This window comes from Mycobacterium genavense ATCC 51234, assembly GCF_000526915.1.
GTDB lineage: Bacteria > Actinomycetota > Actinomycetes > Mycobacteriales > Mycobacteriaceae > Mycobacterium > Mycobacterium genavense.
This window is the reverse complement of record NZ_JAGZ01000001.1, coordinates 655,874-670,097: the sequence shown is the minus strand read 5'-3', so window position 1 is coordinate 670,097 and position 14,224 is coordinate 655,874. Positions and strand designations below refer to the sequence as shown.

Below are 14,224 nucleotides of genomic sequence, written 5' to 3'. Positions count from 1 at the left end.
GTGGCTGCTGTGTTCGTCACCGACGACAGCATCGTGTACAGCGCGTCGGACCTGGCCGCGGCCGCCCGATGCGAATACGCCCTACTCCGGAATTTCGATGCCAAGCTGGGCTGGGGCCCCGCCGTCGACGTCGAGGACGAACTGCTGGCGCGCACCGCCGCCCTCGGTGACGAGCACGAGCAACGCGAACTCGACCGGCTGCGTACCGAGTTCGCCGAAGGTGTCGCCGTCATCGGCCGTCCGGCCTACACCTTGGCCGGGCTGACCGCCGCCGCCGAGGCGACGCGGCGCGCGATCGCCAACCGCGCCCGGGTGGTGTATCAGGCGGCGATGTTCGACGGCCGCTTCGTCGGGTTCGCCGACTTCCTGGTCGCCGACGGCGAACGGTATCGGCTCGTCGACACCAAGCTGGCCCGCTCCCCCAAGGTCACCGCATTGCTGCAGCTGGCGGCCTACGCCGACGCGCTGACCGGGATGGGCGTGTCCGTCGCCGACGAGGCCGAGCTGCGGCTGGGCGACGGCTCGATCGTGCGTTACCGCGTCTGCGATCTGATCCCCGTGTTTCGATCCCAGCGCGCGCTGCTGCAGCGCCTCCTCGACGAGCATTACGCCGCCGGAACGGCGGTGCGCTGGGAAGACGACGCCGTGCGGGCGTGTTTTCGGTGCCCGCTCTGCGTCGAGCAGGTGCAGGCGACAGACGACCTGCTGCTGGTGGCCGGGATGCGAATCAGCCAGCGGGACAAGCTGATTGCTGCCGGGATCGGCACGGTCGCCGACCTGGCCCGACACCGCGGGCCGGTGCCCGATCTGGCGCCCAGCGCGCTGGACAAGCTGACCGCTCAGGCGAAACTGCAAGTCCGGCAACGTGATACCGGCGTTCCGCAGTTCCAGGTCGTCGATGCGCAGCCGCTGGCACTGTTGCCGGAGCCCGACCCCGGCGATCTGTTCTTCGACTTCGAAGGTGATCCGCTGTGGACCGCCGACGGCCGGGATTGGGGCCTGGAGTACCTGTTCGGCGTGCTGGACGCGGCCGGGAAGTTCAGCCCGCTGTGGGCGCACAACCGGGTCGAGGAGCGCAAGGCTTTGGTCGATTTCCTGGCGATGGTCAAAAAGCGCCGCAAGCGCCGGCCCAACATGCACATCTACCACTACGCGCCGTACGAGAAGACGGCACTGTTGCGGCTTGCCGGACGCTACGGCGTCGGCGAGGACGAGGTCGACGAATTGTTGCGCAGCGGGATCCTGGTCGACCTGTACCCGTTGGTGCGCAAGAGCATTCGACCCGGCGCCGAGTCGTTCAGCCTCAAGGCCCTCGAGCCGCTCTACATGGGCGCCCAGCTGCGCTCGGGCGATGTCACCACGGCCGCCGATTCGATCACCTCCTACGCCAAGGCCTGCGAGCTGCGCGACGCCGGCCGCGTCGGCGAAACCGAGACCGTGCTCAAGGAGATCGAGGACTACAACCAGTACGACTGCCGCTCGACGCAGGAACTGCGCAACTGGTTGCTGGTGCGCGCCTGGGAGTCCGGTGTCACACCGGTTGGCGCCCAGCCGGTGTCCGGCGGCGACACCGCCGACGACCACGACGAGCTGGCGGCGACGCTGGCCGCGTTCACCGGGGACGCCGCGGCCGGCGACCGCACGCCGGAGCAGGTCGCCGTCGCCCTGGTGGGCGCGGCGCGCGGCTACCACCGGCGGGAGGAAAAACCGTTCTGGTGGGCCCATTTCGAACGGCTGAACTTCCCGGTCGACGAATGGGCGGACGACACCGACGTCTTTGTCGTCGACGCGGCAACCGTCAGCGTGGACTGGCATACCCCGCCGCGGGCCCGCAAGCCGCAGCGGCGGGTGACGCTGCGCGGTGAGCTCGCGCGCGGCGACCTGATGACCGACGTGTTCGCGCTGTACGAGGCACCGGCCCCGCCGAGCATGAGCGACAATCCCGACCAGCGGGCGGCCGGACGGGCCACCGTCGTCGAGGTCGACGATCCGGCGGTCCCCACCGAAGTCGTCATCCTGGAACGAATCGGCAAAGACGGCAACACCTTTCATCAACTACCCTTCGCGCTGACCCCCGGCCCGCCGCTTCCCACCGCCGCGCTGCGTGAATCGATCGAAGCCACCGCGACCGCGGTGGCCGCCGCGCTGCCGCGGCTGCCCCGCACCGCCATGATCGACCTGCTGCTGCGCCGCGCGCCCCGCACCAAAAGCGGCGGCGCGCTCCCACGCACCGGCTACACCATCGCCGATATCACCGCCGCGACGCTGGATCTCGAGTCGTCCTACCTGGCGGTGCACGGCCCACCGGGAACCGGAAAGACCTACACGGCCGCCCAGGTGATCACCCGCCTGGTCACCGAACACCGCTGGCGCGTCGGTGTGGTGGCCCAATCGCACGCCACGGTGGAGAACCTGCTCGACGCCGTGCTGGACGCCGGGCTGGAACCGGGCCGGGTCGCGAAGAAGAAATACGACCACCACGCGCCGCGCTGGCAGGAGATCGACGGCAGCCAGTACGGCGCATTCATCTTCGCCACCAGCGGATGCGTGATCGGGGGTACGGCTTGGGATTTCGCCAACGCCAACCGGGTGCCGCCGGGCAGCCTGGATCTGCTCGTCATCGACGAGGCCGGCCAGTTCTGCCTGGCCAACACGATCGCGGTGGCGCCGGCGGCCGGCAACCTGCTGCTGCTCGGCGACCCCCAACAGCTGCCGCAGGTCAGTCAGGGCACGCACCCCGAGCCGGTCGACTCGTCCGCGCTCGACTGGCTGGTCGACGGTCAGCGCACACTGCCCGATGAGCGCGGCTACTTCCTGGACCTGTCCTACCGGATGCACCCGGCGGTCTGCGCCGCGGTCTCCGAGCTGTCGTACGAAGGCAGGCTGCATCCGGTGACCGAGCGCACCGCGGCGCGCCGCCTGGAGGGCTGCCAGCCCGGTGTGCGCGTGTGTTCGGTTCACCACCAAGGCAATTCGACTGAAAGCCCCGAGGAAGCCGACGCGATCGTCGCCGAGATCCGCCGGCTGCTCGGATCCGCCTGGACCGACGAGCACGGCACCCGGGCGTTGGCCGCCCCGGATGTGCTGGTGCTGGCGCCGTACAACGCTCAGGTGTCGCTGGTGCGCCAGCGGTTGGCCTCCGCTGGTCTGGGCGCGGTGCGGGTTGGAACCGTCGACAAGTTCCAGGGCGGCCAGGCACCGGTGGTCTTCATCTCGATGACGGCATCGTCGGCCGACGAGGTGCTGCGGGGAATCTCGTTCCTGCTCAACAGGAATCGGCTCAACGTGGCAGTCAGCCGGGCGCAGTACGCGGCGGTGATCGTGCGTTCGGAGCTGCTGACCGAGTACTTGCCCACCACGCCGGCCGGCCTGTTAGAACTGGGCGGCTTCTTGGCGCTGACGGCGAACGCCTGAGCGGCTACCTACCCGAGGAGTGCCGGCCGCTACCTCTTGCGTCGTCGTCCGGGTCCGGGCCGTAGCGCGGACCCCGCGCGCCCCGCGTGGCGCCGTTCACCCGCCGCCCCGGCGACGGCGCACTGCGGTCGCTGCGGGTGGCCGGACCGTGCCAGTGCGGTGGCAGGTCGACGGTGGGTCGGAAGCGTTTTTCGCGGTCGACGTGAGAGCCGTTGTGGGCGAAACCAATCGGTTCGGGCCGCGACGGCGGGTCGTCGCGGCGGCGGCGGCGCGACTCGACGGGGTCGGTATGCAGCACCTCGGGCGGCGCGCTCACCGCTGTCGGCTCGCCGGCCTGCTCGCGGCGCAGGATGACTTCGACGTAGTCGTCGTCATCATCGTCATCGTCAAAGTCGGGCGGCGCCGCACCGACGCCGGAGGGTGCGAAGCCGATCAGGAACAGGGCGGCGCCGATCCCGAACAGCGTGATGAACGCCGGTAACAGCACCGACTGCGACATCGCGACCGAGAAGGGCTCGCGCACGAATTCGGGCAACTGTAACCGGATTGCGCCATCCCCCGCGTCCCGTTCGGACCCGTCGGGCAGCTCGGCACCGATGCGCCACGTCATGAACGCGGCCATCGCCGCGCTGCCGAACACCGCCCCGAGCTGGCGAACCGAGTTGTAGACAGCGGAGCTGGCGCCGGCCAGCTCCGGCGGCAGATTACGGCTGGCGGTGGCCGTCAGCGGCGACCACACAAACGCCATGCCGACACCGATCGCGGTGAACGGCACCGCCAATCGCCAGATCGGCGTGTCCGGGGCCATCTCGAACGCCAACCAAGTCAGCGCGATCGCCAACACCGAAAAGCCGAAACCGAGCACCGGCCGTGGGTGGTATCGATCGACGATGCGGCCGGCCAACGGCGCGAGCACACCGTTGGCGATCGCCATCGGCGCGATCAGCAGCGCCGAGCGGGTCGGCGACAACCCGCACACGGTCTGCGCATAGAAGATCACCGGCAACATCAAGGCCGTGGCCGCGAATGAGGTGATGCCGACCCCGAGGCTGCACAGGCTGAAATCGCGGTCGGTGAACACGTCCAACGGGATCAGCGGCTCCTGGGTGTTCACCGACTGCCAGTAGACGAACGCCGAGACGAACCCGATACCGGCGACGACCGTCGCCCAGATCCACGGCTGCCATCCGGCGGACTGGCCCTGCTGCAGACCGAACACGATCAGGAACGTGCCCACCCCGGACAAGCAGACGCCCACCAGATCGAACCGATGCGCCCGGGTGGGCAGCTGTGGCACCAGCCACACCGCCAGCGCCAGCGCGACGATGCCGATCGGGAAGTTGACGAAGAAGATCCACTCCCAGCCCAGCCCGTCCACCAGTACACCGCCGGCCAGCGGCCCCACCAGGCTGGCGACCCCGGCGGTGGCCCCCCACACGCTGGCCGCCACCCCGCGCCGCTGCGGCGGGAAGATCCGGGTGATCACCGTCAGGGTCTGGGGGGTGAGCACCCCGGCACCGATGCCCTGCACCACCCGAGCGGCGATCAGCATGCCGGCGCTGCCGGCCAGCCCGCACCACAACGAGGCGGCGGTGAACACCACCAGACCGATCAGATAGAGGTTCTTCGGGCCGAATCGATCGCCGAGCCGGCCGGCCACCAGCAACACCACCGCATAACCGAGCAGGTAGGCGCTCGTCACCCAGACCACGGCGTCGTAGCCGATGCGCAAGTCGCTCATGAGGGTCGGGTTGGCGATCGCGACGATGGTCGAGTCGACCATGATCATGAAGAACCCGATCATCATCGCCCACAGCACGTGCCACGGGTTTCGGCTGCCGCGCGACCCCGATCGGGCAAGTAACTTCTGGTCCGCGGACATATCGGCACGACTCGGCCCCGTGCGCCGGGCTTGCCCGGACGACCCGGACGTGGCCGTGGTCATGTACTCACCTCGCTTCAGCGCCCGGCGACCGGCTTGTCGCCGTGAGCAGGTGTTGTACGCAGCGACTCCCCCAGCCGCGGCCGACAAACGGCTCGAGCGGTGTCCAGCCTGCATTATTCCGGGTCGGCCGGCCGGAGGTCGCCGGCGGTCGGGCAGACGCGCGCACCTCGGCGTTTGCGCCGCGTTCAGCAAACTCGCGTTAGCCTGAGAGGAACGCCATTCGCCAAGAGAGGCACCCATGAGCGCGCGACGCAACAGGTCAGGGCTCAGATCCCTGAGACGATCCGAGCAACCGCCCGAGAACGCGTCGCCCGGTCGCCCGAAGGCAGCTACGCGCGCATTGGCGCAGGTCATCGAGCGCAGTTCGCGGGTCCAGGGCCCGGCCGCCGAGGCCCTGGTGGCCCGGCTACGCCGGACCTACCCGGGCGCCAGCCCGGCCGAGATCATCACCAAGCTGGAAAACCGCTACCTGACCGCGTTGACGGCCAGCGGGGCCGCGGTGGGTTCGGCGGCGACCTTCCCCGGGATCGGGACGTTGACCGCGATGTCGGCGGGCGCCGGCGAAACGGTGTTCTTCCTGGAAGCGACCGCGATCTTCGTGCTGTCGACCGCCCACGTCCACGGCATCCCCGCCGATCACTACGAGCGGCGCCGCGCGCTGGTGCTGGCCGTCCTGGTCGGCGACGACAGCAAGCGGGCCATCGGCGAGCTGATCGGTCCGGGGCGCACCAACGGCGGCTGGCTGGCCGAGGGCATGGCATCGCTGCCGCTGTCGAGCCTGGGGCGGCTCAACACCCGGATGCTCAAATTCTTCGTCAAGCGGTACGCGCTGCGACGGGGCGCTTTGATGTTCGGCAAAATGCTGCCCGTCGGCATCGGCGCCGTGGTCGGCGGTGGCGGCAACCGTATCGTGGGAAAGAGGATCGTCCGCAATGCGCGCCAGGCTTTCGGCCCGCCGCCGCCCCGCTGGCCGAACCCCTTGCACGTGTTGCCGACGGTGCGCGAGGTGGGCCGGTAGCACTCGGTGGTCACGCTGGCGAATTACCCGCGAAGGGTTAGCCTTTATGGGGCGGAAGCGTAGTAGTCCGCCGCGGGTGTGAGGTACCTCGTCAACCGAGGTGCACAGAGTCGCGGGCGTCGGGGCGATAGCTCTTGACAGAGCCTGCAGGACAAAAGGATTGAGGCGAACAGCGGCCGTGAGCAACAGCAGTTCCCCATTCGGGCAAAACGAATGGCTGGTCGAGGAGATGTACCGCAAGTTCCGCGACGACCCGTCGTCAGTGGATCCGAGCTGGCACGAGTTCCTGATGGACTACAACCCCGAGCCCACCGCCGCCACCCAGGACACCCCGAGCCCCGGTGACGGACAGCCCGCCACGGCGCCCAAGCCGGTCGCCGTCACCGAGCAGCCGGCCGCCGCGCCCACGCCCGCCTCGGCCAAGCCCGCCGCCACCGCCGGCGCCGGCAACGGCGCCGCGGCACCGCCGCCCACCGCTCCCGCTCCGAAGCCCGCCGCGGCCCCGCCGGCCGAGGGCGACGAAGTGCAGGTTTTGCGCGGCGCCGCCGCGGCCGTCGTCAAGAGCATGTCGGCGTCGCTGGACGTGCCGACGGCGACCAGCGTCCGGGCGATTCCGGCCAAGCTGATGATCGACAACCGCATCGTCATCAACAACCAGCTCAAGCGCACCCGCGGCGGCAAGATCTCCTTCACCCACCTGCTGGGCTACGCGCTGGTGCAGGCGGTCAAGCAGTTCCCGAACATGAACCGGCACTACGCCGAGGTCGACGGCAAGCCCACCGCGGTCACCCCGGCCCACACCAACCTCGGTCTGGCCATCGACTTGCAGGGCAAGGACGGCAAACGCTCCCTGGTGGTAGCCGGCATCAAGGGCTGCGAGACCATGCGGTTCGCCGAGTTCGTCTCCGCCTACGAAGACATCGTGCGCCGCGCCCGCGACGGCAAGCTGACCGCCGAAGACTTTGCCGGAGTGACGATTTCGCTGACCAACCCGGGCACCATCGGTACCGTGCACTCGGTGCCGCGGCTGATGGCCGGCCAGGGCGCCATCATCGGTGTGGGCGCGATGGAGTACCCCGCCGAATTCCAGGGCGCCAGCGAGGAGCGCATCGCCGAACTCGGGATCGGGAAGCTGATCACCCTCACCTCGACCTACGACCACCGCATCATCCAGGGTGCGGAGTCCGGCGACTTTCTGCGCGCCATTCACGAGATGCTGCTCTCGGATGCGTTCTGGGACGAGATCTTCCGCGAGTTGGGCAACCCGTACCTGCCGGTGCGGTGGAGCACGGACAACCCGGACTCGATCGTCGACAAGAACGCCCGGGTGATGGAACTGATCGCGGCCTACCGCAATCGCGGGCATCTGATGGCCGACATCGACCCGCTGCGGTTGGACACCAGCCGATTCCGCAGTCACCCGGACCTGGAGATCCTCAACCACGGCCTGACGCTGTGGGATCTGGACCGGGTGTTCAAGGTCAACGGCTTTGGCGGCCGCCAATATTCGAAGCTGCGCGACGTGCTGGGCCTGCTGCGCGACGCGTACTGCCGCCACATCGGCGTCGAGTACACCCACATCCTCGAGCCCGAGCAGCAGCGCTGGCTGGAAGAACGGATCGAGACCAAACACGTCAAACCGACGGTCGGCGAGCAGAAATACATCCTCAGCAAGCTCAACGCCGCCGAGGCCTTCGAAACCTTCCTGCAAACCAAATACGTTGGGCAGAAACGATTCTCACTGGAAGGCGCCGAAAGCCAGATCCCGCTGATGGACGCGGTGATCGACCAGTGCGCCGAGCACGGCCTGGACGAAGTGGTCATCGCGATGCCGCACCGCGGCCGGCTCAACGTGCTGGCCAACATCGTGGGCAAGCCCTACTCGCAGATCTTCTCGGAGTTCGAGGGCAACCTCAACCCCGCGCAGGCGCACGGTTCCGGCGACGTCAAGTACCACCTCGGCGCCACCGGCGTGTACCTACAGATGTTCGGCGACAACGACATTCAGGTGTCGCTGACGGCCAACCCGTCGCACCTCGAGGCCGTCGACCCGGTGCTGGAGGGATTGGTTCGGGCCAAGCAGGACCTGCTGGACAAGGGCGACAGCGAGGACGGTTTCTCGGTCATGCCGCTGATGCTGCACGGCGACGCCGCGTTCGCCGGCCAGGGGGTGGTCGCCGAGACACTGAACCTGGCGCTGCTGCCCGGCTATCGCGTCGGCGGCACCATCCACGTCATCGTCAACAACCAGATCGGCTTCACCACCGCACCGGAGTTCTCCCGGTCCAGCGAGTACTGCACCGACGTGGCGAAAATGATCGGCGCGCCGATCTTCCACGTCAACGGCGACGACCCGGAAGCGTGCGTGTGGGTGGCCCGGCTGGCCGTGGACTTCCGCCAGAAGTTCCGCAAGGACGTCGTCATCGACATGCTGTGCTACCGCCGCCGCGGCCACAACGAGGGCGACGACCCGTCGATGACCAACCCCTACATGTACGACGTCGTCGACACCAAGCGCGGCGCCCGCAAGAGCTACACCGAGGCCCTGATCGGCCGCGGCGACATCTCGATGAAGGAGGCCGAGGACGCGCTGCGCGACTACCAGGACCAGCTCGAGCAGGTGTTCAACGAGGTCCGCGAGGTCGAAAAGCACGGCGTGCAGCCCAGCGAATCGGTGGAGGCCGACCAGCTGGTGCCCGCCGGGCTGGCGACCGCGGTGGACAAATCGCTGCTGGCCCGCATCGGCGACGCGTTCCTGGCCGTCCCGGAGGGATTCACCGTGCACCCGCGCGTGCGGCCGATGCTGGAAAAGCGCCGCGAGATGGCCTACGAGGGCAAGATCGACTGGGCCTTCGCCGAGCTGCTGGCACTGGGATCCCTGGTCGCCGAGGGCAAGCTGATCCGGCTGTCCGGACAGGACACCCGCCGCAGCACGTTCTCGCAGCGGCATGCGGTGATCATCGACCGCCACAACTGCGCGGAGTTCACGCCGCTGCAGCTGCTGGCGACCAACCCCGACGGCACCCCGACCGGGGGCAAGTTCCTGGTTTACGACTCCCCGCTGTCCGAGTACGCCGCCGTCGGTTTCGAGTACGGCTACACCGTGGGCAACCCGGACGCGCTGGTGTTGTGGGAAGGGCAGTTCGGCGACTTCGTCAACGGTGCGCAGTCGATCATCGACGAGTTCATCAGCTCCGGCGAGGCCAAGTGGGGCCAGCTGTCCAACGTGGTGCTGCTGCTGCCGCACGGGCACGAGGGCCAGGGTCCCGACCACACCTCCGGGCGGATCGAACGCTTCCTGCAGCTGTGGGCCGAGGGGTCGATGACGATCGCGATGCCGTCGACGCCGTCGAACTACTTCCACCTGCTGCGCCGCCACGCCCTGGACGGCATTCAACGCCCGCTGATCGTCTTCACCCCGAAGTCGATGCTGCGCAACAAGGCGGCCGTCAGCGACATCCGGGACTTCACCGAGATCAAGTTCCGCTCGGTGCTGGAGGAACCCACCTACGAGGACGGCATCGGCGATCGCGGCAAGGTCCGCAGAATCCTGCTGACCAGCGGCAAGCTCTACTACGAGCTGGTGGCACGCAAGGCCAAGGACAACCGCGACGACGTCGCGATCGTGCGGATCGAGCAGCTCGCGCCGCTGCCGAAGCGGCGCCTGGGCGAAACGCTGGACCGCTACCCGGACGTCAGCGAGTATTTCTGGGTGCAGGAAGAGCCGGCGAATCAGGGCGCGTGGCCGCGGTTCGGCCTGGAGCTGCCCGAGCTGCTGCCGGACAAACTGACCGGGATCAGGCGCATCTCACGGCGGGCGATGTCGGCGCCCTCGTCGGGATCGTCCAAGGTGCACGCGGTCGAGCAACAGGAGATACTCGACACCGCGTTCGGCTGAGATTCACCATTCACCGGTTGGGCGGCTGTGGGAACCGGTTAACCTCGACGCATGGAGCGGCCTTTGGAAAGGGTGTACATGCAGAAGTTCGCCGGCAGGGTCGCCGTCGTGACCGGCGCGGGTTCGGGCATCGGTCAGGCGCTGGCCATCGAGCTCGGCCGCGCGGGTGCCAGCCTGGCGATCAGTGACGTCAATAGCGAGGGTCTGGCGCAGACCGAAGAACAGCTGAAGGCCATCGGCGCGCCGGTCAAAGCCGACCGGCTCGACGTCACCGAGCGCGAGGCCTTCCTGGCCTACGCCGACGAGGTCAACGACCACTTCGGCAAGGTCAACCAGATCTACAACAACGCGGGGCTCACCCACATCGGCACGCTCGAGCTCAGCGGCTTCAAGGACATCGAGCGGGTGATGGATGTCGACTTCTGGGGAGTTGTCAACGGCACCAAGGCTTTTCTGCCCCACCTGATCGCCTCCGGGGACGGCCACGTCGTCAACATCTCCAGCGTGCTCGGGGTGATGGCGCTGCCGGGCCAGGTCGCCTACGTCTCGGCCAAGTTCGCCGTCCGCGGGTTCACCGAGGCGCTGCGCCAGGAGATGGCGGCGGCCGGCCACCGGGTGAGGGTGACCGTGGTGCACCCGGGTGGCGTCAAGACCGCATTCGGCAGCAACGCCGTCGTCGCCGAGGGTATGGGTATCGACCACGACGAGATGCTGGAAAATTTCGACCAGCAGGTCGCCAAGACGACACCGCAACAGGCCGCCCAGACCATCTTGGCGGCGGTGGGCAAGAACAAGGCCCGCGTGCTGGTCGGCGCCGACGCGAAGTCCGCGGACCTGCTGGTCCGGGTGGCCAGCAATAGCTATCACGAGGTCCTGTTCGGCGGGCCGGGCCTGGTGGGTCGGGTGGCGACCGCCGGGCGCCGACTGCTGGCCCGCATGAGCTGACGCTCGGCGACCCGGCTGCTGCCCGAGACCGCCGGTACCGGTAATCTCGAGGCACTCGAGACAATGGCCGACACGACGGAGGGTGCGCATGCAGGGTTTCGCCGGCAAGGTCGCGGTGGTCACGGGCGCGGGCTCGGGTATCGGTCAGGCGCTGGCCGTCGAGCTCGGCCGCGCGGGTGCCAGCCTGGCGATCAGCGACGTCAACACCGAGGGTCTGGCGCAGACCGAAGAACAGCTGAAGGCCATCGGCGCGCCGGTCAAAGCCGACCGACTCGACGTCACCGAGCGCGAGGCCTTCCTGGCCTACGCCGACGAGGTCAACGACCACTTCGGCAAGGTCAACCAGATCTACAACAACGCCGGCATCGCCTTCACCGGCGACATCGAGGTCAGCCAGTTCAAGGACATCGAGCGGGTGATGGATGTCGACTTCTGGGGAGTTGTCAACGGCACCAAGGCTTTTCTGCCCCACCTGATCGCCTCCGGCGACGGCCACGTCGTCAACATCTCCAGCGTGTTCGGGTTGTTCTCCGTGCCGAGCCAGGGCGCGTACAACGCGGCCAAATTCGCGGTGCGGGGCTTCACCGAGGCGCTGCGCCAGGAGATGTGGGTGGCCGGGCATCCGGTGAAGGTCACCACCGTGCATCCGGGCGGCATCAAGACCGGGATCGCGCGCAACGCCACCGCCGCCGAAGGACTCGACGCGGCCGAATTGGCCAAAGCGTTCGACAAGAAGATGGCCAGCACCACCCCGGAGAAGGCAGCGCGAGTGATCTTGGAGGGCGTTCGCAAGAACAAGGCCCGGGTGCTGGTCGGCACCGACGCCAAGATTCTCGACGCCCTGGTGCGGCTGACCGGCTCGGGCTATCAGCGGCTGTTCGCACCCGTCACGCGTCGGGTCGTGCCGCGCAAGAAGTAGACCCTCAGCGCCCGAGCGGGTGTTCGGCGAGCCAGCCGCCGGCGACCGCCACCGCGTCGGCGCCGCCGGCCACTTGGCGGCGCATGTCGGCCAGCGCCGAGGTGTCCAGCACGCCGGCCACCTCGTTGATCGCCAACACCTGCCGATCCGTCAGTGCATTGCGCCGATACAGCGGCACCACGTTCTCCGCGCGGATCAGCGCGGGTTTGCCGTCGGCCAGCGCCACCAGGTCCCCCGGGATGGCCGGGTCAGCGGTGGTGGTCCACCCCGCGGTCAGCTGCCCGCCCCGTACTGCCGCGAACATCGTTGTGCCATCTGAGAATTCACGCGGCGTGGGCAGCTTGCACCCGCCGATCACCGACGGCGCCCAGTGCCCGGCCACTATCCCGACGACCAGGCCGTCGCAGTGCTTTGGCAGCGCGGACAGCTCCGCGCTGCGGTCCTGACTGCCCCAGGCCTTGGCGGTGGGTTGCGTCACCAGCAGCACGGGCTTGTCCTCGGCGGCGGTGGTGTAGTCGCCCGCGGCGACGCCCTCGGGCAGTGCCGACACCATCGCGCGGTAGACCTGCGCGTCGGAGATCGCCGTCGCGTCGGGCTGCAGGGCCTGCAGCGTCTGGCCGGTGAACGCGGGCGTGACGGTAACGGCGCCCGAGTCCAGCCGCGCCAGCGGATCGTCGACGGTCTCGGCGCGGGCGGCGAAACCGTAGGACCGCAGCGCGGCGAGGTAGACGCCGGCCAGCAGCCGCGAGGTGGGGTCGTGCTTCGAACCGACCACCAGGCCAGGCGTTTCATCACCGGTACCGGCCGAACAGCCGGCGACGAGCCAGCCAGCGAGCACGACGGCGGACAACAGCGCCGCGAGCTTGCCGATACTCACTCCGAGGGGTCTGCCGCCCGCGCCACGGCTCGCGCCACCGCCTCACCGACACCCGGGTCCAGCGGGCTCGGCACGATCCGGTCGGCCGCGAGGTCGTCGCTGACGACGGAGAAGATCGCCTCGGCGGCGGCCACCATCATCGTCTCGGTGATCCGTCGCGCCCCGGCATCCAGCGCGCCGCGGAACACCCTGGGGAAGGCCAGCACATTGTTGATCTAGTTCGGGAAATCGCTGCGGCCGGTGGCCACCACGGCGGCGTACTTGGCCGCGAGGTCGGGGTGGATCTCCGGGTCGGGGTTGGACAGCGCGAACACGATGCAATCGGGGGCCATCGTGGCGATCAGCTCCTCGGGCACCACGCCGGCCGACACCCCGAGAAACACGTCGGCTTCCTTGAGCGCTTCCACCATGCTACCGGCCAGACCGCGGGGGTTACTCTCGCGGGCCAGCTCGGTCTTGACGGTGTTCATGTCGTCGCGCCCGGTGTGCAGGATGCCGCGTGAGTCGAGCACGGTGATGTCCGAAACCCCCATTGCGAGAAGGAGTTTCGAGCACGCGACGCCTGCCGCCCCGGCGCCCGAGACCACCACCCGCAGCGAGCCCATGTCGCGGCCGAGCAACTTGGCGGCGCCCATCAGCGCGGCCAGCACCACGATCGCAATGCCGTGCTGATCGTCGTGCATGACCGGGCAGTCCAGCGCCTCGATGACCCGTCGTTCGATCTCGAAGCAGCGCGGCGCGGAGATGTCCTCGAGGTTCACCGCGCCGAACGTGGGCCGCAGCCGCACCAGGGTTTCGACGATCTCGTCGGGATTCTTGGTGTCCAGCACGATCGGGATCGCGTCGAGGTTGGCGAACTGTTTGAACAGCGCGCTCTTGCCCTCCATCACCGGCAGCGCCGCCGCCGGTCCGATGTCGCCGAGACCGAGCACGGCGCTGCCGTCGCTGACGACGGCCACCAGCCGGTTCGCCCACGTGTAGCGGTCGGCCAGGGTGTGGTCGGCGGCGCTGGCCCGACTGACCTGTGCGACACCCGGCGTGTAGGCGATCGACAACGCGCGCTGCGTGTCCAGCGGGGCCTTCATCTCGACCGAAAGCTTCCCACCGACATGGGCCTCGAAGATCTCGTCGTCCCCGATGACGATCTGTGGTGGCACGATTTCGGACACGCGCTCAGGGTACTGACTACTCATTAGTAGCCCTATCGA

The 14,224-nt window shown here is 68.5% G+C and carries 7 protein-coding genes and 1 pseudogene; 5 read left to right on the top strand and 3 right to left on the bottom strand.

All coding sequences use genetic code 11. The annotated features are described in order from the left end of the window. Positions 1–9 precede the first annotated feature (9 nt). Entirely contained in the window at positions 10–3,414 is a 3,405-nt protein-coding gene (locus T428_RS0103330; RefSeq protein WP_025735350.1) for a TM0106 family RecB-like putative nuclease, read from the top strand. Positions 3,415–3,418: 4 nt separating this feature from the next. Here T428_RS0103330 and T428_RS0103325 read toward each other — a convergent pair whose 3' ends face one another. Continuing rightward, positions 3,419–5,359 (bottom strand): MFS transporter, encoded by a 1,941-nt coding sequence (locus tag T428_RS0103325; RefSeq protein ID WP_036466863.1) that lies wholly within the window; start codon positions 5,357–5,359, stop codon positions 3,419–3,421. A 238-nt stretch (positions 5,360–5,597) separates the two neighbouring features. Between T428_RS0103325 and T428_RS0103320 the strand changes: the two genes are divergently transcribed. The 4 genes from T428_RS0103320 (at position 5,598) to T428_RS0103305 (ending at position 12,139) form a co-directional block, all read left to right on the top strand. Further along, positions 5,598–6,377: a hypothetical protein gene (locus T428_RS0103320; RefSeq protein WP_025735348.1), complete on the top strand. Its 780-nt coding sequence runs from the start codon at positions 5,598–5,600 to the stop codon at positions 6,375–6,377. A 178-nt stretch (positions 6,378–6,555) separates the two neighbouring features. Further along, positions 6,556–10,275, top strand: a complete 3,720-nt coding sequence (locus T428_RS0103315; protein ID WP_025735347.1) for a multifunctional oxoglutarate decarboxylase/oxoglutarate dehydrogenase thiamine pyrophosphate-binding subunit/dihydrolipoyllysine-residue succinyltransferase subunit — start codon at positions 6,556–6,558, stop codon at positions 10,273–10,275. A gap of 78 nt (positions 10,276–10,353) precedes the next feature. Then, positions 10,354–11,220 (top strand): SDR family NAD(P)-dependent oxidoreductase, encoded by an 867-nt coding sequence (locus T428_RS0103310; RefSeq protein ID WP_025735346.1) that lies wholly within the window; start codon positions 10,354–10,356, stop codon positions 11,218–11,220. A gap of 88 nt (positions 11,221–11,308) precedes the next feature. After that, the gene (locus T428_RS0103305; protein ID WP_025735345.1) at positions 11,309–12,139 is read left to right on the top strand and encodes an SDR family NAD(P)-dependent oxidoreductase; all 831 of its coding nucleotides are present in this window, start codon (positions 11,309–11,311) and stop codon (positions 12,137–12,139) included. 4 nt (positions 12,140–12,143) lie between these two features. Here the strand turns inward: T428_RS0103305 and T428_RS0103300 are convergent, their stop codons facing one another. Further along, entirely contained in the window at positions 12,144–13,016 is an 873-nt protein-coding gene (locus T428_RS0103300) for a glycine betaine ABC transporter substrate-binding protein (RefSeq protein WP_025735344.1), read from the bottom strand. Further along, positions 13,013–14,209 (bottom strand): annotated as a pseudogene (locus tag T428_RS25360) (NAD(P)-dependent malic enzyme). Before T428_RS25360 ends, T428_RS0103300 begins: the two are co-directional and overlap by 4 nt. Positions 14,210–14,224: the final 15 nt, after the last annotated feature.

Excerpts from the sequence above, each read along its gene's own strand:
- T428_RS0103320 (WP_025735348.1), top strand. The coding sequence starts at position 5,598 with ATGAGCGCGCGACGCAACAGGTCAGGGCTCAGATCCCTGAGACGATCC.
- T428_RS0103310 (WP_025735346.1), top strand. The coding sequence starts at position 10,354 with ATGCAGAAGTTCGCCGGCAGGGTCGCCGTCGTGACCGGCGCGGGTTCG.
- T428_RS0103305 (WP_025735345.1), top strand. The coding sequence starts at position 11,309 with ATGCAGGGTTTCGCCGGCAAGGTCGCGGTGGTCACGGGCGCGGGCTCG.
- T428_RS0103325 (WP_036466863.1), bottom strand. The coding sequence starts at position 5,359 with ATGACCACGGCCACGTCCGGGTCGTCCGGGCAAGCCCGGCGCACGGGG.